We start from the raw sequence: 25,331 nt of genomic DNA on the forward strand, positions 1-25,331 counted from the left end.
AACTAAAGCTTTAAAGCTTAACAACCTCCAGAAAGTCCACTCTCTTAAAATCCTCATCGAAGGTGGCTATCTTTTTGATGTCGTAGTGTTTGCATGTGGCGGCGATTAAGGCGTCATTGGGTAAAAGGTCGTATTCTCGAAACACTTCGAGAAAAACGCTTAGTGGTAGCTTTTCCAAAACTTCTATTTCCACTCCGTCCAATAAATTTGCCACCAATTCAGCAATTTCTCGATTGGTTTTTCTTGTGAGCCTTTTCAAGACAAACAAAGTTTCCTCAATTACAGAGATGGAGGTTATTAAATCGGAGTCGGCATATTTCACTAATATTGCCTTTGCAGTCTCGGTAAACTCTGTTTCAAAAATCAAGTTTACAATGAAGTTCGTATCAAGGAAGATTCTCATACTTCAGCAGCCTCAGTTTTTCTATATCTTCAGCGGCTAATCTTCCTTCCAGCCTTAGCGGCTTCCATGAGTTGAGAAAGTTAAGCCTTTTCGTTTTTCTGTCCTCTATTTTGATTCTCACTCTCTCTCCCCCTCTCTCAGATCAACCTTCTGCAAAGGCTTGAAGACGCCATTTTCGTAAACAGCTTCGATGATTTTTGGCATGCAAATAGTTGGTTTTGAGATTAGAAAAATTTTTCCTCAGTTTTTGTAAACACGCCCTCTGAAGCGGCAAACTTAACAAAAACTCTGTTTGTCCCGATATCGAAATCGAAAATTATTCTTATCTCTCCCTTCCTGAGCCTGTAAGTTTTGGGGCCTATCTTTTTGATATCTGCCCGTATGATAGGGAAGTCTTTCAACATTCTGATTGCATCCAAAACCTTACTTCTCCTCCCGCTGTCTAAGCCGTCAAGAAATTTTTTGTGGATAAGAACTTCATTCATCGAATTTCACGTAATCGTCCTCGTTAATCTCCTCATCCACAAACTGCTTTTCATCAGCTTCCGGTTCATCCGGTGGAATTGTGCTAAGAATGACCTCTTTCAGGATGCTCGGCAGTTCCTCCCTCAGAACCTCTCGGACTGCCTGTTTTATTACCTGAATGTCCATGTTTTAATTTCAGAATAAAAAATTTTAAGTCTTTCGTCTCATCAGCGATCTCGTCTAAGGTTCAACAACGAATTAATCCTCCCTCTAAATAGCTGGAAGGTTGCAATCAATTATAGCTCAACAACCTCCAGAAAGTCAACCCTCCTGAAATCCTCATCGAAGGTGGCTATCTTTTTGATACCGAAATGCTTGCAGGTTGCAGCTATTAAAGCGTCGTTGGGTAGGAGTCCAAATTCAAAGGCTAACTCAACTGAGGACTCCAGGATATCTCGTTATGAATCAGAAGAGCGATAATCTCCGAGTTCAGGCTATCAAGTATAAATTCGGTCATGTACTCTCTAACAGTCCCGTACTTTTATTTTTCCTTTCTGAATTTGTCCTTTAGGGCGTATTTTCCGGTTTTACCGAATATTCTTTCGGTCTCCATATACAGAAGTTTGAAGAAAGTCTCCTCGATTACGTTCGGGCTTGTTATCGCCTCCTCCTCGTTTAGAGCGTAATCTAATATTCTCACGGCTTTATTCGAACCGTAGTAGTGCCTGATGAAAACAGAGGTATCAATAAAGATTCTCATCCTCAAATCTCCTTTCAAGTTCTCTGATTTTCTCCTCAGGTAATTTTGCCATTATAAACTTCTCGACATCGATTTTTTTCAGTAATATTCTTATCTTCTCCCCTTCCTTCAAATCCACCTTCTGCAAAGGCTTGAAGACTCCGTTCTCGTAAATTGCCTCGATTATCTTGGGCATGTTAATAACAGGCTTGGGGAATAGAAAATGGTTGCGCTGTTGAGATTTTATCTGGACTTCTCTAAGTATGGCTCACTACTCTGGCTGATCCGCTACTGCAATCTTTTCTTAACCTTCTCAAACTCTTCCAGCAAATAGTAGGCTTCAATCCCAGCCTTTCTGGCATTCTCAGCCATAATGCGGTCGTTGGTTATTAAAGTTGAGTTTGCGAGCTTTGCAGTTGCGATGAAGTAAGCGTCGATTGCTCTGCAGCCGGTTTCCAAGCAAACAGAAAATGCAACTTCGTTTAAGACTGCAAAGTCTATTAGCTTAACTTTTTACACTATACCTTCATACAATGTGATGGCTTCCGACTTTGGAGTTCTTCTGACAAGTTGTCCGATTATCTCCATTCTGAATATTTCCGGCTCCACAACTGCAATTTGACGATGCTGAGCAATCTCGAAAATCTCATTTGCCATATTTGACCTTTTTTCGTTAAATCTGAACAGAGCATCAATAAACACAGAGGTGTCAATGACAATCATCTTCTCTCCCTTAGGAATTCCTCCAAAACGTCTTGGTCTACTTTTCTGCTGAATTCCTTTATAACGTCTGCGATTCCCTCCTCTATGCGAAGCCTTATTTTCTCCCCCTCCTTCAAATCCACCTTCTGCAAAGGCTTGAAGACTCCGTTTTCGTAAACAGCTTCGATGATTTTTGGCATGTTGATGATTTGCACTGAAAGAAGAAAAGGGTTTCGTATGGATTAGGTTTGCAATTTTTGGATTATAGAATTAACTAAGACTAGCCTCTCTCCAATCTCTCGTAGATTTTCTTTCTGTGACCGACTGCAAGCAGGTAGACAGTATTTCCTCCACCATGTAAACAACCCTGTAATTTCCCACAACTAACGAGTATTTGCCTTTCAGCTTCCCCGTGAAGAGGTTTTCCTCTGAAGGGCTCTTCTGCGAGTTCGAGTATCTTTTCTACCAATTTTTCCTGTACGTGCTTCGGAAGCCTCTTAAAGAGTTTCTCGAATTTTTGAGTTGCTACAATTTAAAAGCTCATGGCAGCTCTTTCAGAATCTCCTTGAAGTTTCTGGTTTTTCCTTGCCTTATCTCATTCTCCGACTTGAAAATAGCCTCCATCAGCTCCTTATCCGCCATAATGTCAAGTGTTTCTAGAATCTCTTCCAGTAAATTTCTTGTTTGAACTAAAACTTTTATTACCTCCTCATCGAAGAGAGGTGTTATTTCGTTCATATTTCTTCTTTTCTGGCGAGGTCAATATATAATTTTGTGTACAGTATTACACGAGGTTTCGTTAAACTTGTGAATGATGAAAAGAAGAAAGGGGGGTCTCATTGTTGGGTGTTTTGTTTGCTTCACTTCGAATCTGCGTCCCACTCTGACCTTATTGCAACCTTCTCTTAACCTCTTCAAACTCTTCCAGCAAATAGTAAGCTTCAATACCCGCTTTTTTGGCATTCTCAGCCATAATTCGGTCGTTGGTTATCAAAATTGAGTTTGTGAGCTTTGCTGTGGCGATGAAGTAAGCGTCGATTGCTCTGCTTCCAGTTTTTAGGGCAACTTCGAATGCAATTTCGTCAGGATTCTCAATCAGTGCAACATCCTCTAAAATTTCAGAAATTATTTTCTCAACAATCTCAGAATGGAATCTTCTTGAAAGAATGCAGGTCATCTCAACTTTAAAGACCTTAGGATTTAAAATTCTCCCTTTAATTTCGCTTAAAACCTTTTCTGCCGCACTTGTTCTGTTCTCATCGAATTCAAAAATAAAATCGGCGAAAATTGATGTATCAACTGTATATCTCATCATCTCCTCTCCGAAATGAATTCTGCAACTATGTCCGAATCCACTTTCACTCTGTATTTTCTAAGTCTTTCAACAAGATTTCCGGCTATAATTTTCACTTTCTCCCCCTCTCTCAGATCAACTTTCTGCAAAGGCTTGAAGACTCCGTTTTCGTAAACAGCTTCGATGATTTTTGGCATGTCTGTAATTTTTCTTGGAAGAAGAAAAGGGTTTCGTTGGAAGTTAGAGTTCAACAACCTCCAGAAACTCAACCCTCCTGAAATCCTCGTCGAAAGTGGCTATCTTGTTGATGCCGTAATGTTTGCATGTGGCGGCGATTAGGGCGTCGTTAGGCAGAAGTTTGTATTTTTTAATAAACTTCGTCAAACCGACACCAAAGTTGCAAGGAAGCAGCTCGAAGAGGCCAAAAAGCTCCTCCACCGGTTTGAGATCCATATCTATTGTTAAAATTTTCTTCCTCAGCTCGTAAGGTTTTAAACCGGAGGTTGCACGGAGATAACCGTAGATTACTTCAGATACGACTATGTCATTTACGATTCCCTCAAAGGTGCCGTCCTCAACCCTTTCAAGAAGTTCTGTAGCTTCATCTTTCGTGTCGGCTAAGTGGTGCAGGAAAACGTTTGAGTCAAAGAAAACCCTCACTTTCGATCTCCTCGATTATCTCTTCCATTTCGCAACCTTTCAGCAACCCTCTCGTTTTTGCTACGACTTCACTCACAACAACCCTCACTCTCTCCCCCTCCTTTAAATCCACCTTCTGCAAGGGTTTGAAGACGCCATTCTCGTAGATGGCTTCGATGATTTTTGGCATGTTAATGATTTGTCTTGGAAGAAGAAAAGGGTTTCGGAAACATTGAGCTTATTCTCAGTCATTTGTAAGCGTGGTTGTGGTGTTTGAAGGTCACGAATTTAACCGTATCCTCTTCCACTTTGAAGATAATTACGAATTTCCCAACGTGTGCCCTTCTCAATCCTTTCATCTGCCCCCTTAAAGGTTTATAGTGTTCAGGTTGTTTGATAATCTCTTCAACTTTTGATTGAAGCCTTTTTAGAAGCTCTGGGTCTTTTTCCTTTAACTTTTTGGCTATTTTCAGGAATTCTTCAGAAAACTGTGCTTTGTAGTTCATATATCCTCAAAGAGTTTTTTGACTTCCTCCAAATTGCTGCAAACTTTACTTCTACCCTGCTCAAGATCTGAAAGTCCTCTCTGTATGCTATCTATAAATTCAGCGTCAGAAAAAATCAGAATCTCATCTTTAAGTTCTTCCAGCTCTCCCCTTCTTTTTTCAAGCTGTCTGATAAAGTTTTCAATATCCTCAATTATATCCAGCAACACCTTCACAATCTAATTTTGTTGAATCGTAAATATAAGGTTTTAGACTCCTTGATTATGCATGTAGATTTCACCCAGCCTTAGATATCAAAGATGAAAAAGGCGGAGATGTCAGAGGAGATATCTGCAAAAACCTATCAAACTCCACAAACTCTTTCTCGGAAGAAGAAAAGGGTTTCGTTGGTCGGTATTTTGTCTGGACTGCTTCAATTCGAATCTGCGTTCGCTACTCCAACCCACTACTGCAGGCTCGTCTTCGCCTGTTTTCGTTGTCTAAGAATAAATCGAGCCAGACTGACGTATCTACGACAATCATCTTCTCTCTTCCAAGAATTTCTCGATGTCCTTTTCTGTAAGTTTAAACTTTCCTTGATATTTTTTTATCACATCCAATATTCCTTCTTCTATTCTTAGCTTAATCCTCTCCCCCTCCTTCAAATCCACCTTCTGCAAAGGCTTGAAGACTCCGTTCTCGTAAATTGCCTCGATGATTTTTGGCATGTTTGTGATTTGTCTTGGAAGAAGAAAAGGGTTTCGCTGATAGAGTTGCTCCTCAACTCGTCAAGAAGAATCAATAATCAATAAATCCCAGCTACAGCATGAAGTCTGATAGAATCGAGAAAGTTAGAGATCATGGGCAAAGTACTGAGATTAAAGGTATTGGAATAGCAGCTTCATCCAAACTTCTTCGACGAGGAGAACGGCCTTTCTGAATTTCATTTTGAATTCATCCTGTCTCTACGATGCCATTCACGAATGGCAAAGAAAGAAAACCCGTTCCCACTGAAAGCTGATTGACGATACTGTTCTCAAAGATGTCCTCAAAGCGAACAGGATCATTTTACACTGAAATCGCCAAAGAAGTCCTGAAATGCTGCGGGAAAAAATACATCATCGATAAAGCGCCTTGGTTTAGATTCCTTGGTTTAGAATACGAACATCAGACCATCCGAAGAAATTCTTTCATTGCTAAAAATAAAAATTGTTAATAAATATTAGATTTAACCGACTAATTAACCTCCTACAGTAACGTGGGTCATTAATATTGGTTTGTTAGTTTGGATATCAACTAACGTAAGTTCTACGTATTGACCACCGTATCCTGATAGTGTAATTGTCTCGGTCTCGCCGACCTTAAGTAAATTATCGCTGCAACCTCCACTGCTGCCTAGAGCATTTGATTCTTCTTTTCCATTCACCAGTACTTTAATACTTGTACAATTTATTGGATCTCCACCCATGTGTTTTAGTTCCACTGTATCAGCACTACTACCAGTTCTTACTTGTAATTGAGCGCTTGGCGGAGCTGCAGGTGCCACATTCGACATCCCAAACACAAAGCTCGCAATCACTGCCGCCAGTATGACGGTGATGGCCACCATCAGTATCACGCCAATCACTGGCGACACACCTTTCTCATCCATCTTTCTCCTTACCATCTAACCACCTCCCTAACCGGGGTTAAACCCCATTAGCATTATCATTATTACCATAACTGGTATATAACCCTTTCGATTTGGCAGGTAAAAGAGTGAAAAATTTTCACCGGTTATGATGGTCACACAGTGTGAGCTATCTCCTCCCGAAGTCGTCCTCGAATCGCTCTATGTCGTCCTCTTCCAGATACTCCCCGATCTGTATCTCTATGATTTCGAGGGGGATTTTTCCGGGATTCTCGATTCTGTGAATCGCTCCTGCGGGAACGAAGGTGCTCTCCCCGCTCCTCAGAAGAATTTCATTTCCATCAACTACAATTCTGGCTGTGCCCTTAACCACCACCCAGTGCTCGCTCCTGTGGTAGTGGCGCTGGAGGCTCAGCCTTTTCTTCGGCTTTACCGTTATCCTTTTTATCTTGTAGCTCTTGTTCTCCTCAAGGACCGTGTAGCTTCCCCAGGGCCTGTGGGCCGTTCTGTGAACCTCAACGGCCTTGTCCCCCTTCTCGGCGAGCAGCCTGTAAACCTCCCTGACCTTCTCAGCCTCCCCCCTTCTCGCAACTAGCAGAGCGTCGTCGGTGTCGATGACAATCAAATCCCTCAGGCCTATCAGGGCTGTGAGGCGCTGCGTAATAACGAGGTTGTTCTCCGAGTCGACCGGAATGCAACTCTCGCTCTTGATAGCGTTCCCCCTCTCATCCTTCTCCATGACCTCATAAATCGAATCGAAGTTGCCGAGGTCGCTCCAGAAGGTTTTGATTGGAACCACTGCAACCCTTCCCGACTTCTCGAGTATGGCGTAGTCGAATGAGGCTTCTGGAATTTGCTTGTAAGCTTCTTCACCCTCCTCAAGCACCTTTGCGAACTCGGGGGCGAGCTCCTTCAACTCTTCAACGAATACTTTGGAGTCAAAGACGAACATGCCGCTGTTCCATAGGTATCCCTTGGAGACGTACTCCTCGGCCAGCTCCCTGGAAGGCTTCTCCTTGAACTGCTCAACCTCGAAACCGCCCTCCAGCTCTTTTCCCGGCTTGATGTAGCCGTAGCCCGTGTGAGGGCGGGTTGGGGTTATCCCGAAGGTCACGATGTAGTTTTCAGAAAGCTTCTCTGCAGACCTGAAGGCATTCAGGTACTCCTCATCCGCTTTAATAAGATGGTCGGATGGTAAGACGGCAAACTTCCCCTCTCCAGCCGCCTTGACGCCAAGACAGATTGCGGGCAAGGTGTTCTTCGCTTCCGGCTCCAGAATGATGTTCTCCTCCGGAATTGAAATTCCGATCTCCTCTAAGTCGTCGAGAACTCTGAAGCGGTACTCCTTGTTTGTAATCACGTAGATTTCGTCGGGGGAGGACAGATAAAGAGCCCTCTTTACGGTTTTCTGGAATAGTGACTCCGAGAAGAGCTTGATGAACTGCTTCGGCATGAGCTCCCTGCTTAAAGGCCAGAGCCTCGTCCCCTTTCCGCCTGCGAGTATCAGAGTTTTCATATCCTGAAATCAGTGAAATTAATAAAATACTTTCTGACGCCCCCGCCGGGAATCGAACCCGGGTCTGTGGCTCCGAAGGCCACCAGGATGTCCCCTACCCCACGGGGGCAGAAAAAAGGTTGGTAACAAATTAAAAAAGGTTACCTCCTGTAAAGGCTGTTCCCGTGAGCGTCAATTGCCACAATGCACGGCCCGAAGCGCTCCACCTCAAGCAGCCAGACCGCTTCCGGCATTCCCAGGTCCTCCCACACGACACCCTTGACTTTTTTGATGCTCATCGCCGCCAAAGCCCCTGCCCCGCCCGTGAAGGCGAAGTAAGCAGCCTTGCCCCTCATCGCCTCAACAACCTCCTCGCTCATCCCTCCCTTGCCGATTATGCCCATGCACTCTACTTTTTCAAGAATTTTCGGCGTGAAGGGGTTCATTCTGGCTGAGGTTGTCGGCCCTGCCGACACAACCCTCCACTCATCATTTTTCTTAACCAGCGGCCCGCAGTGGTAAACCACTCCTTTGTCAAAGCTGAAGGGCAGCTCTTTCCCCTCCTCCATCCACTCCAAAGCCCTTGCATGTGCCTCATCTCTGGCGGTGAAAATCTCTCCAGTGATGTAAACAACATCACCAACCTTCAGCTTCAGAATCTGGTCCTTAACGAGAGGTGTTCTGAGCTCATACTCCATAACCATCACCTCAGCACGACCTCAGCCCTTCTGTTCGCCCAGCACTGGATGTTCACGGCAACCGGCAGCGAGGCAGTGTGGCAGTGGCCAAACTCAACCAGCACGGCCAGAGCAGTATATTTACCTCCAAGCCCCATTGCACCGATTCCAAGCTCATTCACCGCCTCAAGCAGCTCAAGCTCGAAGTCGTTCATCTCCAGAACGTTTCTCAGCAAAGCCTTTTTAGCGAGCTTTGCTGCCCCATCAAAGGTCGAGCCCACACCAACACCAACGAAGATGGGGGGACAGGGCTTTCCTCCAGCGTTTTTGACAGTTTCGACAACAAAGTCCTTAATCTTGTCAACCTGAGTGGGGAGCATCATTTTAAGGGCTGAGACGTTCTCACTCCCTGCCCCTTTCGGCATCACGACCATTCTCAGCTCATCTCCCTTAACCAGCTCGACGTTTATCTGCGGAATTCCCAAGCCAGTGTTGTCTCCGCTGTTCTCCCTCGTTATCGGATGAACTGCGTTGGGCCTCAGAGGTATTTCCGCCGTTGCTTTCCTAACTCCCTCTACAATCGCCTCCTTCAGGTCAAAGTCGAGGCATAGCTCCCTCCCAACCTCAACAAAGAACACAGGAATTCCAGTATCCTGACACATCGGAACTCCCAGCTTTTTTGCAGCCTCAATATTCTTAAGTATGGCCTCCAAATTCCTTTTAGCAATATCATTCTCCTCAGAATCGTACGCTTTCTTTATTGCCGTCACGACATCCTCCGGCAGCTCGGTGTGTGCCTTCTTCAAAGCGGAAATAACTGCCTCAACCACATCATTATATTCCATGAAGTTACTCCGCACAGCCCTTAAAATAGTAGCGGTTTTTACCGGAGCACCATAGCCGCAAAGGTTTATAAGGTATAAGTCGTAATTATGTTTTAATTGTTGGTTAGTTGGTGGTGAGTGAAATGTTTGAATTGAAAAAAGGAGCACTTTTTGTAGATGAAATGAAAAACGTCAGCATCCGCATAGGCAAAGTTGTTGAGGAAGAGGAAGAAGTATGGGAGGAGGCTGGCCCTACACCAAAGCCCGGAATTCTTGAGCTGAGGAAGTGGGATCACAAGCTGCTTGAGCGCTATGAACCCTTCTACGCCCCGATGCAGGACTTCTGCAACCTCTGCACAATGGGGCCATGCGATTTGTCAATGAACAAGAGGGGAGCCTGCGGCATAGATCTGAAAACTGCAAAGGCAAGACTTGTGACTATTGCATGCTGCATTGGTGCCTCAGCCCACACAGCCCATGCGAGGCATCTGGTTGACCACCTCATTGAGGAGTTTGGAGAGGACTTCCCCATTGATCTGGGAGGGGATGTGAACGTTGAGGCCCCAATCATAAGAACAGTCGTGGGAATCAAACCGAAAACGCTGGGAGATTTAAGAGAGGCTCTGAACTGGGCCGAAAAGGAGATTGTGAAGGTTCTCCACTCAACCCACATAGGAAATGAGGAAAGCCTGCTCGACTACGAGAGCAAGGCGATGCACGTCAGCATGGCAGACCACGTAGGAATGGAGGTTGCAGACATTGCTCAGATTGTGGCTTACAACTTCCCCAAGGCTGAGCCAGATACGCCGCTCGTTGATACTGGATTTGGCATCGTCGACAAATCCAAGCCAACGATTGTAGTTGTAGGGCACAACGTCATGTACGCAAGACCTGTTGCCGACTACTTGGAGGAAATGGGCAGAATTGACGACTTCGAGCTTGCGGGGCTTTGCTGCACAGCCCACGACATGACGAGATACAACGCCAAGGCAAAGATTTTCGGGCCCATCAGCTACCAGCTGAGAGTTATAAGGGCAGGAATTCCTGACGTCATGATCAGCGACGAGCAGTGTATCAGGGCTGATTTGCTCGAAGCATGCAAGAAGATGGGCATACCGCTCATAGCAACGAGCGATGCTGCCGCTCGCGGATTGCCGGATGTGAGCGACTGGCCCGTTGAGAAGATTGTTGATGCCCTCGTCAGCGGAAAGCTGCCCGGAGTTTTCCTGCCCATTCCTGAGAAAGTGGGGCAGGTTGCACCGCTTGTTGCTGAGGCAATATTCAAGAAGCACGGCGGAGAGAGGAAGTACAAGTTCTTCGAGAGTGATGAAGCTCTGATGGAGGAGATTAACAAGTGCACTCAGTGCATGAACTGTGTCTTCACCTGCCCGCACAGCCTTAGAGTTGATCAGGGAATGGCTCACGCGCAGAAAACGGGAGATTTGAGCAAGCTCGCACAGCTTGAGGAGCAGTGCCTTGCGTGCATGAAGTGCGAGCAGGCTTGTCCAAAGAACATCAAAATCATAAACGTCATCATGAGGGCAAACTACGACAGGCTATACAACAAGACGGGCAAGACGAGGGTTGGAAGAGGGCCTATTCAGGACACGGAAATCAGGAAGGTCGGGCAGCCAATCGTATTCGGCCAGATTCCGGGAGTTATCGCTGCTGTTGGATGTATAAACTTCCCGGACGAGATGAAGTCAATCAGGGAGATTCTTGAGGAGTTCCTGAAGAGGCGCTACATCGTCGTCACTTCAGGCTGCCACGCGATGGACATTGGAATGATAAAGGACGAGGAAGGAAAGACACTCTACGAGAAGTATCCGGGCAACTTTGATGCAGGAGGGCTTGTAAACACGGGAAGCTGTGTTGCCAACTCCCACATTGCGGGGGCTGCAATAAAGATTGCCAACATCTTCGCCATGAGGCCACTGAGAGGTAACTATGCAGAAATTGCCGACTACGTGCTGAACAGGGTTGGTGCCGTCGGATTTTCATGGGGTCCCTACAGCCATAAGGCTGCATCAATTGCAACGGGCTTCAACAGGCTTGGTGTGCCTGTTGTCGTAGGTCCTCACGGCACGAAATACAGGAGGGCTTACATCGGAAAGCCGTGGAAGAAGGACAAGTGGTGGGTTTACGACATAAAGAGCAGGCAGAAGGTCTTCATCGAGCCAGCTCCAGACTCGCTGCTGGTTGCCGTTGAAACCAAGGAGGAGGCAATTGTCCAGCTGGCAAGGCTATGCATAAGGCCCAACGACACCAATCAGGGCAGGCAGATTAAGCTCACCCATTACATCGAGCTTCACCAGAAGTACTACGGCGATTTGCCCGACGACTGGGCGGTGTATGTGAGAAGCGAGGCTGATTTGCCGTTGAAGATGAGAGACCAGCTGCTGAAGGTTCTTGAGGAGCAGTATGGCTGGAAGATTGACTGGGACAAGAAGAAGATTGTCGAGGGGCCAGTAAGGCACTTTGATGCTGGATTCAACCCAACGATAGTTGAAGAGGTGTATGAGAAGTATGCTGGAGAGAAGGCACCGAGGTGATGGAAATGGCGGTAGCTAAGGAGGAGAAGTTTCCGACAGCAAAGCGCTTTGACATTGCCGACATACAGGTGAGCAGGGAAGCGACTGCGGTAAAGCCAAAGGTTGTTGCCAACATGATTAAGAGGGCAAAGAGGCCTCTGCTTGTAACAGGCGGACAGCTGCTGAAGGATGAGAAGCTGGTGGAGTTTGCAGTGAAGTTCGCTGAAAAAGGGATTCCGATAGCAGCAACGGCAGGCTCAAGCAAACCTTTGATTGAGAGAGGTATAAAACCCGTCTCCAAGACCTACACTCTCCACCAGATAACCCAGTTCCTGCAGGATGAGGAGTTTCAGGGCTTTGATGGCAATGGAAACTATGACACAGTAATTTTCCTCGGCTTCCTCCCGTACTACCTCTCAAGGATGCTGTCATCGCTGAAGCACTTCTCCAAGATTACAACCATAGCCATAGACGAGTTCTACCAGCCGCACGCAAAGTTCAGCTTTACCAATCTAACGAAGGACAGAGAGCTCTACTACAGCATGCTTCAGGAGGTTCTCGACAACCTTTAATTCTTTTTTATTTTATGAAAGCCTATGTCGGTTATGGATGAGAAGGCAAAGGCAATGCTGATGCTCGGCGTGCTGAACGATGCCTTTGGCGATATCAGGAACATGATTTACTACCTTCAGGATTTCATTTACTCGCATCCCGACTGGGCGGAGGATTTTGAGAAATTGGGTTTGAATGACGTGCTTAATGCGGCGAGGGAGCTGGAAAAACTCACGCTGGAGAAAATGGATTTGCTTAAGAGGATAGCTGAGGGAAAGGAGTAAAAAATTTAAAATACAACACAAAATATTAATGTGTACTGTGGAATAGATGTCGGGCTCAAGAAGTGCCATGCAGCTTTGATTTCTGACAGGCTTGAGTTTGTTGGGGATTACACTGAGCTTGATCTGGATAATGTTAGGGTTACTGGAATAGATGCGCCTCTCAGCTTCCCAGCAAAAGGCTCGCTGAGGGAGTGCGAGAGGCTGCTTTTGAAAATGGGAATCAGGCTTTTCCCCTCAGGAGCACCCTTTTTCAGGGGGATTGCGCTTAGAGGAATGGAGATTGCGGAAGAGCTGAGGAGTAAGGGCGTGGAGGTTTACGAGGTTTACCCCTACGCAACGAGGGTGATTCTTAACATCGCTCCGAAGGCGAAGAAGCATACAAAAAGCGGGCTTGAGGAGATAAGGGCAGAGCTTTCGAGATGGGTGGAGATTCCAGAGCTTTCGCATGATGAGGTTGATGCGGTAATAGCTGCGCTGACAGTAAAGCTGTTCTCCGAGGGCATGGGAGTGAAGCTGGAGGGGATTGACGGCTCCATTGTGGTGCCAAAGGGCAGAGTGCAGCTTAGCCTGAATCCATAAACTTTAAATCAGAACTGCCAGAGGCTTACCATGAAAATTTCACCCCTCTGCCCCTCATGCCTTCTCGGCAGGGTTTACTACGAAGCGAAGCTTGTCACTGACGATGAGGATTTAATCTCACAATGCGTTGATGAGTCCCTTAAAATTCTCGCCGAGAACTACTCATCACGCCCGATAAACGCTCACCTTGCAACGCGAATCCACAGGAGGGTTTACGAGATTCTCGGCGTTGAAGATCCTTACGCGGAGGTGAAGGCCAGAGCCAACGAGGTGGCGAGGCAGGTTCTACCTCTTGCAAAAGAAATCGTTGAAGGCTCCGACGACCCCTTCAAGACTGCTGTGATAGTCTCTATAGTGGGAAACAATTTTGATTACGGCGTGCAGGGGCACAAAGTTGTTGAGGAGGAGTTCAGGGATTTCCTCAAGAGAAAAGTTCAAGAAGGGCTGAAGATTAACGACACCGAAAGAATAAAGGAGCTAAGCAGTGGAAAGGTTGTTTATCTGACCGACAACGCGGGTGAGATTTTCTTCGACACCCTCTTAATGAAAGAGATTAAGAGGCGCTGCGAGAAGCTGACTGCTGTGGTGAGGGGCAGGCCAATCATCAGCGACGCCACCATTGAAGATGCGAGGCTGGCGAGAGTTGATAAGATAGCAGACGAGCTACTGACAAACGGGAAGGGGGCTATAGGCATAATAATGGACGAGCTTCCCGACGAAACCAGAAAAGCCTTAGAGGAAGCTGATTTGATTGTTGCGAAGGGAATGGCCAACTACGAGTGCCTTTCTGATGGCAGCTTAAAGCCGATAGCTTTCCTTTTAACAGCAAAATGCGAGCCTGTTGCGAGAGACATTGGCGTTAACGTTGGAGATATGGTGGCAAAGGTGGTCGAATGAACCCGAGGGAGAGGGCACTGGTTGACCTCTTCGCAGCGATGGAGGGGCTTGCCGGCCCTGCCTTTGAGTGCACCTACTACCCCTGCCACTTTGATGGACAGGATTGCTCAATCTGCTACTGTCCCTTCTATCCCTGCCTGCTCTACCGCCTTGGAGGTGAGATAATCGTCTCTTCCGATGGCAGATACGTATGGAGCTGCAGGAACTGCCACTGGATTCACGAAAAGGAGAACGTTGAGGAGGTTCTTGCTTACTTCTCTGCCTTTCCCCGCCAGCTGCTTGTTGAAGCTGACTGGAGCTTTTTCACGAAAAGCCTTCAGGAAATCCTCTTCGGCGAGGAAATTGGCTTTGAGAATGGCAGAGCTTATGATTTGACTCCTGCCAACATTCAGGGCTTTGAGTGCGAGCCCTTGGCGGAGGGGGAGTTTCTGGACGTTACCATTGAAAACTTTTCGATTACCTCCGTAAAAAGGCTCAGCAATCCTGAGGAGGCTGAGGGGGTTATAATTCCGGAGAAGTCCGGGAGAAATCTTATCGGTTATCTGGATGGGTTCGTGAAATGCAGGTTCTGACGACATCCAGGAAGCCGGGCAGAAAGACGAGGAGGTTTGCGAAGGTTCTGGCGAGGTTTTTCAACTGGAAATACGTCAACAGGGGTAAGCTTAGCTTGGAGGATTTGGCGGGGATTGCGGAGAGGTTTTGGATAATCTCGGAGGTGAAGGGTAATCCCGCAATACTGAATCTTTACGAAAGGGGAGAGAAGACGCTTGAGGTAAGCTTCACGCTGAGCAACGTGAACAAGATCAAGATGGATGACAGTCCAGCCGTCTTCAAGGGCAAAGCCCCCATTGACCCTCTTGTTTTTGGTGCGATACCCCAAACAAAAGCGGGTTTAAAGCTGACGAGAAAGGTGGAGTTCAGGAAAAAGGTTGTCGTTAAGGGGGATGAATGGCTCTTTTTTTACGATGATGAAATGCTTTTCAAACTCAGAATTTTAAAAATCAGCCGAAGCTCTCGCTGAAGTCAACGAACTCCTGCGGGATTTCATCCTCTCCTGCTTCGTCCATGACGTCTTCTTCCACGTATATCGGGCATGAGGTTCTCACGGCAATCGCAATGCTGTCGCTCGGTCTCGCATCAATCTCTATTGTTTTATCGTTCTGGCTCAAAATAAGCCTGGCGTAGAAGGTGTTGTCTATGAGGTCGTCTATAATCACCTTTTCAATTCTTGCGTTCAGCTTGCCGATTATATCGATAAGCAGGTCGTGAGTCATGGGGCGCGGAGGAACAAATCCGCGCAGAGCGGAATAAATCGAAAAGGCCTCGGCATGACCTATGTATATGGGCAAAACTCTGCCGTCCTCAGTTCTTAGGACAACTACAGGAGTTACGCCAAAGGCGGTTTTGACTCCGAACAGTCCGTAAACTTCAGCCACTAGCACAGAATCTGGTATGTCACTAAAATATTAAACACTTTCTACGAGTCAATGTTCTCCCCCTTGTAAACCCCCTCGTACCCTTTGGTCGGTGAGGAGAGCCTTATGAACACAAGCTGAATGATTCTGGCGTTCCTCGAAAGCCATATCCCGTAATCGTTGTGTACAACTATGCTCACTTCACTCCTCCCCTCGTATCCAGCGTCCCAGACTGCGGTGAGAACGTTTGCTCCACATCTGATAAGCGTTGACCTCGGACGGGCTATTGCCATAATATCGTTTCCCAGCCTGACAACTTCATTCAGTTTCGCTCTGTAAACGCCTTTGGGAAGGTAAACCCAATCTCTGAATTCCACCTCCTCAAGCTCAGGTAGCTCTCTTCTGCTGTTGTCGAAGTCAACCCTACCACAACCTCTCAACCTGTAAACGCTTCTCAGAGTGCAGTCAAAACCGTTGGGCTGAATCTGCGTCTCCAAATCTACGTAGTCCCTGATTAACCCCTCTTTCTGAATCAACTTCCTGATCTCATCCCCGCTCAGAACCGCCATGCAGCGGTTTTGTGGGAAGGAGTTATTTCTTTTTCCTCAAGATGTCGGGGTAGTCAACGTAGTATGCGTCGATGTAGTCGTACTTCCCCGTTATCTTTGCAACCTCGACGGCAATTATGTGCGCACACGGGGATTTCCCCTTTAAATTTACAAGAAAATCGGGGCAGGTGCAGAACCCTCCCTCAACGACGTATTCTTCCTTCCCCACAACCACAAAAAAGTCCTTGTACCTCTTGACCTTGCTCCTCTTCAAATACTCAAAGGCCTTGTCCCCCCTCTTTCCGAAGCTCAGCAGCAGCGCCTTGTAAAGCTCGTACTCACTGCCGCTCCTCGCTGCCTTTTCCACTTCACTCGGTAGGGGCATCAATCTTGCTTAACTCAAGAACGGAGCTTATTGCGTCAATCCCGTCAATCCAGCTAATTACTGCACTGTCTTCAGGAATGTCCAGCTCGGGAAGCTGCTCACCCTTGATAACCTTCGCTCCCATCTGAGCAACTGCGTTGAGTGAGCCCTCGTAGTCTCCGCTCTGCTCCTTTTTCAAAGCATCTTTGAGCAGAGCCTCAAAGCTCTTTTTGCTGATTTTGCCCTCAAAGTAGAGCCTGAAAGACAGCAGAACGGCCTTGATGCTTTCCAGAGTGAACTGGAAGAGCTCGTTTTTGAGCTCATCTCCGAAGTCGTGGTTGGGAATCAGCCCTAAAATCTTCTCCACTTCCTTCACCGCGTCAGCCTTCCTGATTTCCCTTTCCTTGACGGCCCTTATTATGCTGAGGCAGGCAATTATGACGTCTTCGAGCATCTGATCAAATACCGCGAAAGTTTCCGGATTGTCCTCATCAAGTTCCGTTTCAGCTATCTTGTTTACCCAGTTGCTGAACCTTGACTGGCTGTAGAACTCCATAAAATAAAACCTAATACTAAGGTTATAAGGATTTTGACAAAAATTTTTCAACTCCTCTTTCAACAATCGACATGCGTGAGTACAGGTTCAAGAGGGGGTTCAAGCCAACTGCAGAAAGACTGGAGGAGATGCTCAACAAGCACTTCGGCGGTTTTGAGGTTGAGGGGGAGTACTATGTTGTGAAGAACTTCGGCGCCATAGAGGTTCTGAGGCTCAAGCTTGAGAACAAGAGGCTCTACGCAGAATCTAAGACGAGGCTGACGAATGATGAGACGGCTTTAAAAACGCTTAAGACCTACAACAAGTTTCTCGAAGAGCTTACCGGTTACACTGCAAAGGAGAGGCAGAAGCTGATGAAGAAGGAGATTGAAGGGAAGGATTAATCCCAATTTACCTCAACATCCTCTATTCTGAAATCGGGCCTGACGTAGGATTTCTCTACGGGAGTCTGGTGACCGTGCTTGTACATCAGCAGGCCGGTATAGGCAATCATCGCCCCGTTGTCTCCGGCGAGCTCTTTTGGCGGCACATAAAATTTTGCTCCCCTGTCCTCGCACATAATTCTGAGCATCTCCTGCAGCCTTTTGTTTGCAGCTACACCACCAACAAGCAGCACCTCGTTCAGATCAAGATAGGCGAGGGCTCTTTCCGTCACCTCCGTCAGCATTGCGAAGGCAGTCTCCTGGAAGCTGAATGCAACGTCCTCCATTCTAACTCCTGAATCAAAAAGGCGCTGTGCTGCAGTAACCATACCGCTGAAGGAGAAGTCCATCCCCTTTACCACGTATGGCAGAAAGTGGTATTTTTGCCCCTTCTTTGCAAGCTCCTCTATCTTAGGCCCACCGGGATGTTTGAGTCCCATGTGCCTCGCCAATTTGTCCAAGGCGTTGCCTATACCTATGTCGAGCGTCTCGCCGAAAACTCTGTACCTGTTCCCCCTCCTTGCAATGACCTGACTGTTTCCGCCGCTCACGTAGAGAGAAACCGGCTTTCTTGCACCAGTTTGCCACCTCCCTACCTCAACGTGGGCGAGGCAGTGGTTTACACCGACAAGGGGTTTTTCGAGCTTAATGGCCAGAAGTCTGGCTGCGGTCGCCACAACTCTGAGACAAGGCCCCATTCCGGGGCCCTGAGAAAAGGCAACGACGTCGATGGAATTCTTATCGACTTTCTCAAAAACTCTTGAAAGCAGGGAGGGGAGCCTTTCGCTGTGATGCTGTGAAGCCTCTCTCGGGTGTATCCCTCCCTCTTTCGGGATGTAGGGGTCATTTTCGAGGGCTATAACGCCCTCCTCATCAACAACACCTATGCTCAAACTCCAGGCCGTGCCCTCTATTCCGAGAGCAATCATTTCTTCTTGAACTCAGTGTAGCCGCACTTGCCGCAGCTTAGCCTGTCCTTGTGCTCAGCTAAGAAGACTCCCTCACCACATCTCGGACAGAATTTCTTCTTTCTTACGACTTTCTCGCCCTTTATCTCGTAGTATCTGTAAATGCTTTCCGCACCTTTAGCCATTTTCCCACCTCCATTTACTCGGCAGCGCCAGCTTCAGCCTCCTCAGCTTCTTCAGCCTGCTCCTCAACCTTGTTTCTCTCGATTATGTGCTCCTCCTCTATCTTCTGCAGGTCTTCAACCGTGTCGTAGATTTTAACGTAGCACTTCGCCTCTGTTTTGCCAAATTCGGTTTTTATGTAGTCCACAACAACTCTTTCCGGCTCGGCGTTCATCAGCCCCGCTATTTTGCCCCTGACCTCCTTTCTGGAGGGTGTTTTTCCCTCGAAGCTCAGTCTGCAGTAAACCTCTCTCCTCCTCAGCAGAGGGTTGTGCCTTTCTTTCTCAACGTAAACCTCCAAGTCAATCACCTCCAAGCAAGTACTTCAACTCATCACATTCTCCGATTATCTCCATCTTGTTAAGCAGGTTGAGTATTAGAACTTTCTTCTCCTCGTCAACCTTCAATGCCACGACACCCTCTCCCGGCTGACCGTAAAGGATCAAAGCTCCAAGAGGGAGCAATTTTACGAGTGGGACAACTGCAAGGTCCTCCTCACCGTCAACAAACACGAGAACCTTCTTTCCATCTTCGCACAGCTTTAAGGCTTTGAGGAGGGCGGAAATAAGCTCGCAGGATATGTGAGCGGGAGGATTGGTTGTTTCGATTACTTCATCGAAAGCCTCCTGTTCGAACTCAACATTTTCCTCTCTCAGCGTTTTTCCGTCGGCAACAGCCAAATCTGGAGTTAGACCGACTTTGATGGCTGAAGCGGTCACCAAATCTCCGACTGTGCAAAAGGGCTTTGCTTCCGAGATTTCCTCCACCTCAAGCAGCAGTTTCTCCCCCTTGCCCCTGTAAAGCTTCCCGTGCGGTTTTGCAAGCTCTTCGCGCATGCTCTCAGGAAGTCTAAGCCCCTTCATCCTACTCTCAGGGCGTATTTGCCCGGTATTTTGATTTCGAGCCTCTTTGCAATCTCGCTCTTTTCGGGGTCAACAATTACGACGTAACCGTACCACTCCTTCGTCAGGTCAGTGCTTCCGCAATTTCTGCAGATGTTGGTGTCAACATTTATGAACCTGCAGTTCTTGCATGCAAGCTCGGCCATCAAACCCCACTCTCCTTCATGAGCTTCTCAATCTCCTCCTCAATCCACTTCAGCGCCCCAAGCCAGGGCTGCCTCATGGTGAGACCAATCTTGCTCTTCTCAGGCTCTCTCTCCTTGAGGCTGAGCGAAACGATTCTTGCCCTTACCTTGTCACCCTCCTGAAGAACCTTTTTAGTTTCCCTCCCCACCAGCCTCTTGTTCTTCTCGTCAAACACCATGTAGTCATCGGTAACCTGACTCATGTGCAGAAGAGCGTCGAATGGGCCGATGGAAACGAACGCTCCGAACTCTACGATTTCGATGACCTCCCCCTCCACGACCTCTTGGTGGAGCGGTCTGAAGCATATAGCATTGAAAACGACGTCGAAGTAAACTCCTCCGTCCCCTTCAATAATTCTGCCCTCTCCTATCTCTTCTATGCTTTCGATGCCTATGATCATTCCGTACTCTCTGTCGAGCCTGCCCTCAAACTGCTCCCAGAGGAGGGAGTTGATTACCTTTTCAATATCCTCTCCAAGCTTTGATGGAGGAACCCTAACAGTATCTCTGAGTTTTATACGGGCGTACATAAAATCATCACCGCAGCCTTTGCTGGGTCGGGAAGCAATATAAATTTAACTAAGAATGTAAATCAAACCCAGGCCTCATCGATTTTGCTGAAAAGCTTAACTATGAAATCCACGCTCCTGGAAGTAAACTCAGCCACAACCCTCGCGTAAGCTTCAGATAAAGTCTCGTTGTCTGAGTACGGGTAACTTCCGTTCTGCAGAACCTCGCTCTCCTTCCTCAGAATCAAAGTCAGCCCCTTGCTTCCGTTTACGTCGCCGAAAACAACGGTGCTGTTCTCACCAAGCGAGTTAATAGCATCACCAACTTTTGAGGACAGTTCCTGCGATTTTGAGACTTCATCAAGGAGAGCTGTAGTTACTTCGTTGTTCACTGCCATAACGGCCAGCGCTCCGTAAATCACTCCCCAGAGATTCTGATAAACCGAATCACTGCCGGAATTGTCGAGAATCTCAACGAATTTGTTGCTCATTTCAAGGTTGGAAATCGTGTTCTTCAGAAGCACAACCGCAAGCTGCTCGGCATCCATGGAGAAGTCTTCAGCCAAAGCAACCGGCGTGAGAATAAGCAGAGCCAGCGATGCCACCAGCAGTTTCTTCATGCTATATGATGTTCTTTAACCAATATAAGCTTTAAGTTGAGTTGATGATTATTAGAGTGAGCATTTTTATCTGAGCAAAAAATTTAAATTATTGAAGTGTTATGACAGAGCATGAGATTGAGATGGCAAACCATAGTTCTTTTACTGCTGATACTCGGAGGAGCGTCGGCATCTGCAGTGTACTTTTCGATGAAGGGAAATATAGATGTGATTGAAGACGCGATATCTGTTTCTCCTGCAAGCTTCAGCATCGACATTGCGAAAGGGGCGCACTACGTGAAGGAGGTTAAGGTGAAAAATTCCGGGGGAGAGGCTGAGATTTACTTCGAAGACATTGTTGAAGGTCCAGACAAGAGTGCCATCGACGTCTCCTTCCACACCGAAAGTGGAGAGAGCATTTCAAGCTCAAATAAGCTCAGATTGCCTGCAGGCACAGCTGACAGCCCTTCTGAAACTGTAATTCACGTTCACATCGATGTTGACGATGATGCTCCTACAGGCAGCTACGCCATCTACATCCACGCCAAGCAATGAAAAACCTTAAATTTTTTTGTGAGAAGATGGGGAATGGCAAAAATTGCGGTGGTGTCCTTAGGAGGGGCAGGAACGAGCATAATGAGAGAAATGCTAGGCATAGCCTCTGATTTTGATGCTTACAACGTCAATGAGAGGAGAACGCTTAAAAATGCAAGGTACTTCGGTTACGAGGAGATGGAGGCTCTGGCGGAGGAGCTTTCCGGCTACGACTGCATCATTTTCACAGCAGGCCTTGGATCGAGAAGCGGGGACGCTTTAGTGGATTTGTACGGGATGCTCGATGGTGTTAGGAGGCTCTGCTTCCTCGTGACTCCTTTCTACTTTGAAATCGAGAGGTTGATGAGGTCGAGAGCGCAGCTAGGCAAGATTATGACCGAAGATTTTGAAGGGGCTGTTCTCACGCTGAATTCTCTTCTGCGGGATATGGAGGAGGCTGAGCCAAGCAAAAGCAAGCTGGAGAAACTTGTAAGAAGGTTTGACAGAGAAGTGGCCAGCCTTATTGTGGAAATGATGCAGGAGGTAAGATAAAAAAGTTTATTTTTCTGAGACACCATTTTCTTCGATGATTGATGAAAAAAATCTGAAGATCCTGGAAGCAATAGCGAAAGGCCTCTCTCTTGAAGAAATCGCCGAATATGCCGGAGTTTCCAAGAAAACGGCTTACAACAGAATAAAGATGCTCGAAGACATGGGAATAGTGAAAAAGGTGAAAAGAACATGGGAAATCGATTACAAGAAGGCGGAGTGCGACACGATCGGGATTCTTCTTCTGGGAGTGCACAACGATTACGAGGGGCTGAAGAAGATAACGGAAAGGCTTGCGAAGTTCGACTTCGTGGAAAAGATATACAAGCTCGTTGGCTCCAATTACAATCTTCTGGTCGTTGTGCGATACAAGAATCTGAAGGAGCTTGTTTCTGAGGGAGAAAAATTCCTTGAGTGGTTGCAGAGGAGCGGGATAAAGATAGACTCAATGGCCCAGTTTGTTGGGGAGACGGTGAAGGATAGCCGGCGTACAATTCTGCTGTGAATTACGCCTCTATTACCATTTTTAGTAAAAAATTCCACTTTTGTTGAAATCTGCAAGGCAATGCCTACACTAATAAGAAACACTTAAATAATATCATTATCAAACTGGATTATGAAGGTTCTTGTGGTCGGTGCGGGCACGATGGGGCACGGAATTGCTGAAGTTTGTGCCCTTGCTGGAAATGAGGTAATTCTCTGCGACATAAACGAGAACATTTTGAAAAATGCGCTCTCAAGGATAGAGTGGAGCGTCAGAAAGCTTGAACAAAAGGGAAGGATAAAAGGGGCAGATGATGTGCTGAAGAGGCTGAAAACCACAACGGATTTGGTTGAAGCTGCTAAAGAGGCTGATTTCGTCATAGAGGCTGTTGTCGAGAAGACCGAAGTGAAGCATGAGGTCTTCAAAACTCTTGATGAGAACTGCAGGGATGACGTCATTCTCGCCACGAACACCTCCACCATTCCAATAACAGACATAGCGATGGCAACAAAGAGAAAGGACAAGGTTGTGGGGCTGCACTTCTTCAACCCTCCAACTCTGATAAGGCTGGTTGAAATAATAAGGGGGAGAGACACGAGCGATGAAACTGTAAGGAAAACCGTTGAGTTTGCCAAATCAATTGGAATGGACTACGTTCTCGTTGAGAGGGACGTTCCCGGGTTTTTGATTAACAGGATAAACATAAGGGTTTTCGTGGAGGCGATAAGGCTGCTTGAGGAGGGTTTTAAACCTGAGCAGATTGATGCAGCCGTTAAATACAGAGCAGGGCTGCCTATGGGCCTCTTCGAGGTTGTTGACTTCAGCGGAGTTGATACGGTTTACAATGTCCTCAATGAAGTGAGGAAGAGGGGCTTTGAGGTGGAGGTGCCTGGACTGCTCGAGAGAATGGTTTTAGAGGGCAGGCTGGGGATGAAGACTGGCAAAGGCTTCTATGAGTACAGTGGCTTTTACACGAGGGCTAAAATCTCAAAAGACCTTGCATACAGCGTCAACCCGATAAATCTGCTGGCTCCGGGGATTAACGAGGCTGCGTGGCTGATAAGAAACGGAATCGCAACGAAAGAAGACATAGACAAGGCAACGGTGAAGGGAATGGGCTATCCGAAGGGCATTCTGGACTTTGCCGACAGCTATGGCATAGACAGGGTTGTTTCGGTGCTGGAAACGAGGAAGGGGAAGACGGGACTGAAGGAGTACGAGCCGGATGAGCTGCTGAAAGAGCTTAAGGAGAATGGAAAGCTCGGAAAGAAGACCGGAGAGGGTTTTTACAAGTGGAACTACGAACTTGAGGATATCGGGCCAGTAAGGTATGAGAAGAGGCACAACTATGCAGTTATAACCATGAGAAGGGCTGAGAAGCTGAATGCCTTAAACGAGGAGATGTGGGTTGGTTTGACAAAGGCTTTCAGGAAGGCGAGGCTTGACAGGGATGTTAGGGCTGTAATCATAACTGGAGAGGGGAGAGCCTTCTGCGCTGGAGACGACATAGCTGTAATGGGCTCTTGGAAAAGCTTCAGGGATGGCGTTGAGTTCTTCGAGAACATTGCCATGCCCCTCGTTTCGGAGCTTGCTGACTACGACAAGCCCATAATATCTCTTGTGAACGGAAATGCGTTCGGTGGAGGGATGGAGCTCAACATGTTCTTTGACATCGTTATAGCCAGCGAAGATGCAAGCTTTGCCGTTCCTGAGGGGCTGATTGGAGCTATCCCGCCTATCGCCTCATCCTTCGGATACGCCCTTTTCGGCAGGAGGATGGCCTACTACGCCCTAACTGGAGAGACGATGGATGCTAAAGAAGCTAAGGAGTTCGGGCTGGTTGATTTAGTTGTGCCGAAGCACTGCTTGGAGGATGCGGGGATAGAGCACGTTGATAAGGTTTGCAGAGTTGCTCCCTTAGCGGCGCAGTCGATAAAGAGGTCGATGAATGCTGTAAGGCAGCTTTTCAGGAACGCCTTAGAGCTTGCTGGAAAGGAGATTGAGCTTCTAATCCCAACTGAGGACTTTGCTGAGGGAATGGCGGCCTTTGTTCAGAAAAGGCGACCTCAGTGGAAGGGCAGGTAATTTGTATTTTTTATCCAAATAATTTTTTGTGTTTTACTTCTCAAAGATGTAGGAAAATTTGATTACAGGGGGTGAATTTGAAAAACATCAAAATGCCCGTTCTCGTTCTTGCTGCAGAGAAGGACCACATAACTCCACCAGAGTCCGTTACAGCCTTCTTTGAGAAGATTCCGTCTAAGGACAAAAAGTTGCTTCTGTCTGATAAAGGGCATATCGGTCTAACTGTCAGCGGAAGCTCGCACAGAAAAATCTGGCCGGAAGCTATAAAATGGGTGGTGGAGAGGTCAAAATGATGAGCCTTCTGGAAGAGATGAAGGGAATCTACTCCAAGAAAGGAGGGAAGGTTAAGCCTTTTGAGAAGTTTGAAGGTGAGTTGAAGGAAGGATACAGGTTTGAGTATGAAAAGAAGCTCTGCGAAATTGACGTGGCGATGTTCGGCTTAATCTCTGGTGACCTGAATCCTGTGCACTTTGATGAGGACTTTGCCTCAAAAACGAGATTTGGAGGCAGAGTCGTGCACGGAATGCTGACAACAAGCCTCGTTTCTGCCGCTGTTGCAAGGCTTCCCGGCACTGTGGTGCTGCTTGAACAATCTTTCCGCTACACCTCCCCCGTAAGAATTGGAGACGTTGTGAGGGTTGAGGGAGTGGTTAGCGGTGTGGAGAAAAACCGCTACACAATCGACGTCAAGTGCTATACAGGCGATAAAGTTGTTGCAGAGGGCGTGGTTAAGGTGCTCATCTGGTAAGCGCCGGGGGTGGGATTCGAACCCACGCGCCCTTTCGGGCAGGAGATCTCGAGTCTCCCGCAGTGGCCTGGCTCTGCAACCCCGGCTTAGCCTTAGTTGGCGAAT

48 protein-coding genes, 2 tRNA genes and 1 pseudogene are annotated in these 25,331 nt (G+C 47.2%); 14 read left to right on the forward strand and 37 right to left on the reverse strand.

The features are described from left to right. Window positions 1–10 precede the first annotated feature (10 nt). From AF_RS12660 to AF_RS05555, 25 genes and pseudogenes are all read right to left on the reverse strand, one after another. Window positions 11–403 (reverse strand): PIN domain-containing protein, encoded by a 393-nt coding sequence (locus AF_RS12660; protein ID WP_010878576.1) that lies wholly within the window; start codon window positions 401–403, stop codon window positions 11–13. Next, window positions 387–524 carry a hypothetical protein gene (locus AF_RS13285; RefSeq protein WP_010878577.1) on the reverse strand — a complete coding sequence of 46 codons (138 nt, stop codon included), beginning with the start codon at window positions 522–524 and terminating at the stop codon, window positions 387–389. The genes AF_RS12660 and AF_RS13285 overlap by 17 nt, the downstream gene beginning before the upstream one ends. Window positions 525–526: 2 nt before the next feature. After that, window positions 527–607, reverse strand: a pseudogene (locus AF_RS05465) (antitoxin family protein); the annotation flags it as partial. A 20-nt stretch (window positions 608–627) separates the two neighbouring features. Further along, a complete protein-coding gene (locus AF_RS05470; protein ID WP_010878579.1) occupies window positions 628–888 on the reverse strand; it encodes a type II toxin-antitoxin system RelE family toxin in 261 nt (86 codons plus the stop codon). Beyond that, window positions 881–1,054, reverse strand: coding sequence for a hypothetical protein (locus AF_RS13205; RefSeq protein ID WP_010878580.1), 174 nt, complete (start codon window positions 1,052–1,054; stop codon window positions 881–883). The genes AF_RS05470 and AF_RS13205 overlap by 8 nt, the downstream gene beginning before the upstream one ends. Before the next feature lie 110 nt (window positions 1,055–1,164). After that, window positions 1,165–1,320 carry a PIN domain-containing protein gene (locus AF_RS13705; protein ID WP_081423299.1) on the reverse strand — a complete coding sequence of 52 codons (156 nt, stop codon included), beginning with the start codon at window positions 1,318–1,320 and terminating at the stop codon, window positions 1,165–1,167. Window positions 1,321–1,409: 89 nt separating this feature from the next. Next, a complete protein-coding gene (locus AF_RS05475; RefSeq protein ID WP_048064329.1) occupies window positions 1,410–1,628 on the reverse strand; it encodes a PIN domain-containing protein in 219 nt (72 codons plus the stop codon). Beyond that, window positions 1,612–1,803 (reverse strand): antitoxin family protein, encoded by a 192-nt coding sequence (locus AF_RS05480; RefSeq protein WP_010878581.1) that lies wholly within the window; start codon window positions 1,801–1,803, stop codon window positions 1,612–1,614. The genes AF_RS05475 and AF_RS05480 overlap by 17 nt, the downstream gene beginning before the upstream one ends. 92 nt (window positions 1,804–1,895) lie before the next feature. Further along, entirely contained in the window at window positions 1,896–2,108 is a 213-nt protein-coding gene (locus AF_RS13455; RefSeq protein ID WP_287794972.1) for a PIN domain-containing protein, read from the reverse strand. A 12-nt stretch (window positions 2,109–2,120) separates the two neighbouring features. Continuing rightward, on the reverse strand, window positions 2,121–2,330 hold the full coding sequence (locus AF_RS13460; protein ID WP_244372820.1) for a type II toxin-antitoxin system VapC family toxin: 210 nt from the start codon (window positions 2,328–2,330) through the stop codon (window positions 2,121–2,123). Next, a complete protein-coding gene (locus AF_RS05490; protein WP_048064330.1) occupies window positions 2,327–2,509 on the reverse strand; it encodes an antitoxin family protein in 183 nt (60 codons plus the stop codon). Before AF_RS05490 ends, AF_RS13460 begins: the two co-directional genes overlap by 4 nt. An 80-nt stretch (window positions 2,510–2,589) precedes the next feature. Further along, on the reverse strand, window positions 2,590–2,778 hold the full coding sequence (locus AF_RS12870; RefSeq protein WP_143274401.1) for a type II toxin-antitoxin system RelE family toxin: 189 nt from the start codon (window positions 2,776–2,778) through the stop codon (window positions 2,590–2,592). Between the two features lie 71 nt (window positions 2,779–2,849). Next, a complete protein-coding gene (locus AF_RS05495) occupies window positions 2,850–3,047 on the reverse strand; it encodes a hypothetical protein (RefSeq protein ID WP_010878584.1) in 198 nt (65 codons plus the stop codon). Between the two features lie 151 nt (window positions 3,048–3,198). Continuing rightward, window positions 3,199–3,624 (reverse strand): type II toxin-antitoxin system VapC family toxin, encoded by a 426-nt coding sequence (locus AF_RS05500; protein WP_010878585.1) that lies wholly within the window; start codon window positions 3,622–3,624, stop codon window positions 3,199–3,201. Then, window positions 3,621–3,800, reverse strand: a complete 180-nt coding sequence (locus AF_RS05505) for an antitoxin family protein (protein ID WP_010878586.1) — start codon at window positions 3,798–3,800, stop codon at window positions 3,621–3,623. Before AF_RS05505 ends, AF_RS05500 begins: the two co-directional genes overlap by 4 nt. A 43-nt stretch (window positions 3,801–3,843) precedes the next feature. Then, window positions 3,844–4,263, reverse strand: a complete 420-nt coding sequence (locus AF_RS12670; protein ID WP_010878587.1) for a type II toxin-antitoxin system VapC family toxin — start codon at window positions 4,261–4,263, stop codon at window positions 3,844–3,846. Then, window positions 4,247–4,432, reverse strand: coding sequence for an antitoxin family protein (locus tag AF_RS05515; RefSeq protein WP_010878588.1), 186 nt, complete (start codon window positions 4,430–4,432; stop codon window positions 4,247–4,249). The genes AF_RS12670 and AF_RS05515 overlap by 17 nt, the downstream gene beginning before the upstream one ends. 58 nt (window positions 4,433–4,490) lie before the next feature. Beyond that, a complete protein-coding gene (locus tag AF_RS05520; RefSeq protein ID WP_010878589.1) occupies window positions 4,491–4,748 on the reverse strand; it encodes a type II toxin-antitoxin system mRNA interferase toxin, RelE/StbE family in 258 nt (85 codons plus the stop codon). Then, window positions 4,745–4,963, reverse strand: coding sequence for a hypothetical protein (locus AF_RS05525; protein ID WP_010878590.1), 219 nt, complete (start codon window positions 4,961–4,963; stop codon window positions 4,745–4,747). The genes AF_RS05520 and AF_RS05525 overlap by 4 nt, the downstream gene beginning before the upstream one ends. Before the next feature lie 303 nt (window positions 4,964–5,266). Continuing rightward, window positions 5,267–5,455 carry an antitoxin family protein gene (locus AF_RS05530; protein WP_010878591.1) on the reverse strand — a complete coding sequence of 63 codons (189 nt, stop codon included), beginning with the start codon at window positions 5,453–5,455 and terminating at the stop codon, window positions 5,267–5,269. Between the two features lie 512 nt (window positions 5,456–5,967). Next, complete coding sequence (locus AF_RS13290; protein WP_010878592.1) at window positions 5,968–6,393, reverse strand: type IV pilin; 426 nt, start codon at window positions 6,391–6,393, stop codon at window positions 5,968–5,970. Between the two features lie 133 nt (window positions 6,394–6,526). Continuing rightward, window positions 6,527–7,873, reverse strand: coding sequence for a mannose-1-phosphate guanylyltransferase/mannose-6-phosphate isomerase (locus AF_RS05540; RefSeq protein ID WP_010878593.1), 1,347 nt, complete (start codon window positions 7,871–7,873; stop codon window positions 6,527–6,529). A 37-nt stretch (window positions 7,874–7,910) separates the two neighbouring features. Then, window positions 7,911–7,982 (reverse strand) — tRNA-Arg (locus AF_RS05545). A 31-nt stretch (window positions 7,983–8,013) separates the two neighbouring features. Beyond that, the gene (locus AF_RS05550; protein ID WP_048064673.1) at window positions 8,014–8,550 is read right to left on the reverse strand and encodes a FumA C-terminus/TtdB family hydratase beta subunit; all 537 of its coding nucleotides are present in this window, start codon (window positions 8,548–8,550) and stop codon (window positions 8,014–8,016) included. Between the two features lie 5 nt (window positions 8,551–8,555). Beyond that, window positions 8,556–9,374: a fumarate hydratase gene (locus AF_RS05555; RefSeq protein ID WP_010878595.1), complete on the reverse strand. Its 819-nt coding sequence runs from the start codon at window positions 9,372–9,374 to the stop codon at window positions 8,556–8,558. A 122-nt stretch (window positions 9,375–9,496) separates the two neighbouring features. Between AF_RS05555 and cdhA the strand changes: the two genes are divergently transcribed. The 7 genes from cdhA to AF_RS05590 are packed head-to-tail and all read left to right on the forward strand — an operon-like array spanning window position 9,497 to window position 15,217. Then, window positions 9,497–11,905, forward strand: coding sequence for a CO dehydrogenase/acetyl-CoA synthase complex subunit alpha (gene cdhA, locus AF_RS05560; protein ID WP_010878596.1), 2,409 nt, complete (start codon window positions 9,497–9,499; stop codon window positions 11,903–11,905). Between the two features lie 5 nt (window positions 11,906–11,910). Beyond that, entirely contained in the window at window positions 11,911–12,456 is a 546-nt protein-coding gene (cdhB, locus tag AF_RS05565) for a CO dehydrogenase/acetyl-CoA synthase complex subunit epsilon (RefSeq protein WP_048064674.1), read from the forward strand. 24 nt (window positions 12,457–12,480) lie between these two features. Then, window positions 12,481–12,720 carry a cytochrome c biogenesis protein ResB gene (locus AF_RS05570; protein ID WP_231487648.1) on the forward strand — a complete coding sequence of 80 codons (240 nt, stop codon included), beginning with the start codon at window positions 12,481–12,483 and terminating at the stop codon, window positions 12,718–12,720. Window positions 12,721–12,750: 30 nt separating this feature from the next. After that, window positions 12,751–13,299, forward strand: a complete 549-nt coding sequence (locus AF_RS05575) for a DUF429 domain-containing protein (RefSeq protein WP_010878599.1) — start codon at window positions 12,751–12,753, stop codon at window positions 13,297–13,299. Window positions 13,300–13,329: 30 nt separating this feature from the next. After that, window positions 13,330–14,196, forward strand: a complete 867-nt coding sequence (locus AF_RS05580) for a damage-control phosphatase (protein ID WP_010878600.1) — start codon at window positions 13,330–13,332, stop codon at window positions 14,194–14,196. Beyond that, entirely contained in the window at window positions 14,193–14,768 is a 576-nt protein-coding gene (locus AF_RS05585; RefSeq protein ID WP_010878601.1) for a cysteine-rich small domain-containing protein, read from the forward strand. The genes AF_RS05580 and AF_RS05585 overlap by 4 nt, the downstream gene beginning before the upstream one ends. Then, entirely contained in the window at window positions 14,756–15,217 is a 462-nt protein-coding gene (locus AF_RS05590) for an rRNA maturation protein (protein ID WP_010878602.1), read from the forward strand. Before AF_RS05585 ends, AF_RS05590 begins: the two co-directional genes overlap by 13 nt. Here AF_RS05590 and AF_RS05595 read toward each other — a convergent pair. The 4 genes from AF_RS05595 to AF_RS05610 are packed head-to-tail and all read right to left on the reverse strand — an operon-like array spanning window position 15,198 to window position 17,079. Then, window positions 15,198–15,638, reverse strand: coding sequence for a bifunctional nuclease family protein (locus tag AF_RS05595; protein ID WP_010878603.1), 441 nt, complete (start codon window positions 15,636–15,638; stop codon window positions 15,198–15,200). The two genes, AF_RS05590 and AF_RS05595, sit on opposite strands and share 20 nt — an antisense overlap. Window positions 15,639–15,673: 35 nt before the next feature. After that, the gene (locus AF_RS05600; RefSeq protein WP_010878604.1) at window positions 15,674–16,180 is read right to left on the reverse strand and encodes a deoxyuridine 5'-triphosphate nucleotidohydrolase; all 507 of its coding nucleotides are present in this window, start codon (window positions 16,178–16,180) and stop codon (window positions 15,674–15,676) included. A 22-nt stretch (window positions 16,181–16,202) separates the two neighbouring features. Then, the gene (locus tag AF_RS05605; protein WP_010878605.1) at window positions 16,203–16,544 is read right to left on the reverse strand and encodes an SWIM zinc finger family protein; all 342 of its coding nucleotides are present in this window, start codon (window positions 16,542–16,544) and stop codon (window positions 16,203–16,205) included. Beyond that, the gene (locus AF_RS05610) at window positions 16,528–17,079 is read right to left on the reverse strand and encodes a DUF2150 family protein (RefSeq protein ID WP_010878606.1); all 552 of its coding nucleotides are present in this window, start codon (window positions 17,077–17,079) and stop codon (window positions 16,528–16,530) included. The genes AF_RS05605 and AF_RS05610 overlap by 17 nt, the downstream gene beginning before the upstream one ends. Before the next feature lie 71 nt (window positions 17,080–17,150). Here AF_RS05610 and AF_RS05615 point away from each other — a divergent pair, with 71 nt between their 5' ends. Then, window positions 17,151–17,462, forward strand: coding sequence for a DUF5611 family protein (locus AF_RS05615; RefSeq protein ID WP_010878607.1), 312 nt, complete (start codon window positions 17,151–17,153; stop codon window positions 17,460–17,462). On the opposite strand, the gene AF_RS05620 is transcribed toward AF_RS05615, so the two are convergent. From AF_RS05620 to AF_RS05650, 7 genes are all read right to left on the reverse strand, one after another. Then, window positions 17,459–18,430 carry a bifunctional N(6)-L-threonylcarbamoyladenine synthase/serine/threonine protein kinase gene (locus AF_RS05620; RefSeq protein ID WP_010878608.1) on the reverse strand — a complete coding sequence of 324 codons (972 nt, stop codon included), beginning with the start codon at window positions 18,428–18,430 and terminating at the stop codon, window positions 17,459–17,461. The two genes, AF_RS05615 and AF_RS05620, sit on opposite strands and share 4 nt — an antisense overlap. Further along, window positions 18,427–18,594, reverse strand: coding sequence for a 30S ribosomal protein S27ae (locus AF_RS05625; RefSeq protein ID WP_010878609.1), 168 nt, complete (start codon window positions 18,592–18,594; stop codon window positions 18,427–18,429). The genes AF_RS05620 and AF_RS05625 overlap by 4 nt, the downstream gene beginning before the upstream one ends. Before the next feature lie 14 nt (window positions 18,595–18,608). Continuing rightward, complete coding sequence (locus AF_RS05630) at window positions 18,609–18,932, reverse strand: 30S ribosomal protein S24e (RefSeq protein ID WP_048064676.1); 324 nt, start codon at window positions 18,930–18,932, stop codon at window positions 18,609–18,611. A gap of 1 nt (window position 18,933) precedes the next feature. After that, window positions 18,934–19,494: a GTP-dependent dephospho-CoA kinase family protein gene (locus tag AF_RS05635; RefSeq protein ID WP_010878611.1), complete on the reverse strand. Its 561-nt coding sequence runs from the start codon at window positions 19,492–19,494 to the stop codon at window positions 18,934–18,936. Further along, complete coding sequence (gene spt4 / locus AF_RS05640; RefSeq protein WP_010878612.1) at window positions 19,491–19,679, reverse strand: transcription elongation factor subunit Spt4; 189 nt, start codon at window positions 19,677–19,679, stop codon at window positions 19,491–19,493. Before spt4 ends, AF_RS05635 begins: the two co-directional genes overlap by 4 nt. Beyond that, window positions 19,679–20,248: a DNA-directed RNA polymerase gene (gene rpoE / locus AF_RS05645; protein ID WP_010878613.1), complete on the reverse strand. Its 570-nt coding sequence runs from the start codon at window positions 20,246–20,248 to the stop codon at window positions 19,679–19,681. The genes spt4 and rpoE overlap by 1 nt, the downstream gene beginning before the upstream one ends. A gap of 62 nt (window positions 20,249–20,310) precedes the next feature. After that, on the reverse strand, window positions 20,311–20,847 hold the full coding sequence (locus AF_RS05650) for a hypothetical protein (RefSeq protein WP_010878614.1): 537 nt from the start codon (window positions 20,845–20,847) through the stop codon (window positions 20,311–20,313). A 111-nt stretch (window positions 20,848–20,958) separates the two neighbouring features. Here AF_RS05650 and AF_RS05655 point away from each other — a divergent pair, with 111 nt between their 5' ends. The 6 genes from AF_RS05655 to AF_RS05680 all read left to right on the forward strand — a co-directional run bounded on the left by AF_RS05655 (window position 20,959) and on the right by AF_RS05680 (window position 25,226). Further along, on the forward strand, window positions 20,959–21,381 hold the full coding sequence (locus tag AF_RS05655) for a hypothetical protein (RefSeq protein ID WP_010878615.1): 423 nt from the start codon (window positions 20,959–20,961) through the stop codon (window positions 21,379–21,381). Between the two features lie 33 nt (window positions 21,382–21,414). Next, window positions 21,415–21,912, forward strand: coding sequence for a hypothetical protein (locus AF_RS05660; RefSeq protein ID WP_048064331.1), 498 nt, complete (start codon window positions 21,415–21,417; stop codon window positions 21,910–21,912). A gap of 34 nt (window positions 21,913–21,946) precedes the next feature. Continuing rightward, window positions 21,947–22,414 (forward strand): Lrp/AsnC family transcriptional regulator, encoded by a 468-nt coding sequence (locus tag AF_RS05665; protein WP_010878617.1) that lies wholly within the window; start codon window positions 21,947–21,949, stop codon window positions 22,412–22,414. A 111-nt stretch (window positions 22,415–22,525) separates the two neighbouring features. Continuing rightward, complete coding sequence (locus tag AF_RS05670) at window positions 22,526–24,478, forward strand: 3-hydroxyacyl-CoA dehydrogenase/enoyl-CoA hydratase family protein (protein ID WP_010878618.1); 1,953 nt, start codon at window positions 22,526–22,528, stop codon at window positions 24,476–24,478. Between the two features lie 77 nt (window positions 24,479–24,555). After that, window positions 24,556–24,771 carry a serine aminopeptidase domain-containing protein gene (locus tag AF_RS05675; RefSeq protein ID WP_010878619.1) on the forward strand — a complete coding sequence of 72 codons (216 nt, stop codon included), beginning with the start codon at window positions 24,556–24,558 and terminating at the stop codon, window positions 24,769–24,771. Beyond that, window positions 24,768–25,226, forward strand: coding sequence for a MaoC family dehydratase (locus tag AF_RS05680; RefSeq protein ID WP_143274404.1), 459 nt, complete (start codon window positions 24,768–24,770; stop codon window positions 25,224–25,226). Before AF_RS05675 ends, AF_RS05680 begins: the two co-directional genes overlap by 4 nt. Window position 25,227: 1 nt before the next feature. Here the strand turns inward: AF_RS05680 and AF_RS05685 are convergent. Further along, window positions 25,228–25,312: transfer RNA gene (locus tag AF_RS05685), tRNA-Ser, on the reverse strand. Window positions 25,313–25,331 lie beyond the last annotated feature (19 nt).

It is taken from the genome of Archaeoglobus fulgidus DSM 4304, from assembly GCF_000008665.1.
Taxonomy (GTDB): Archaea; Halobacteriota; Archaeoglobi; order Archaeoglobales; family Archaeoglobaceae; genus Archaeoglobus; species Archaeoglobus fulgidus.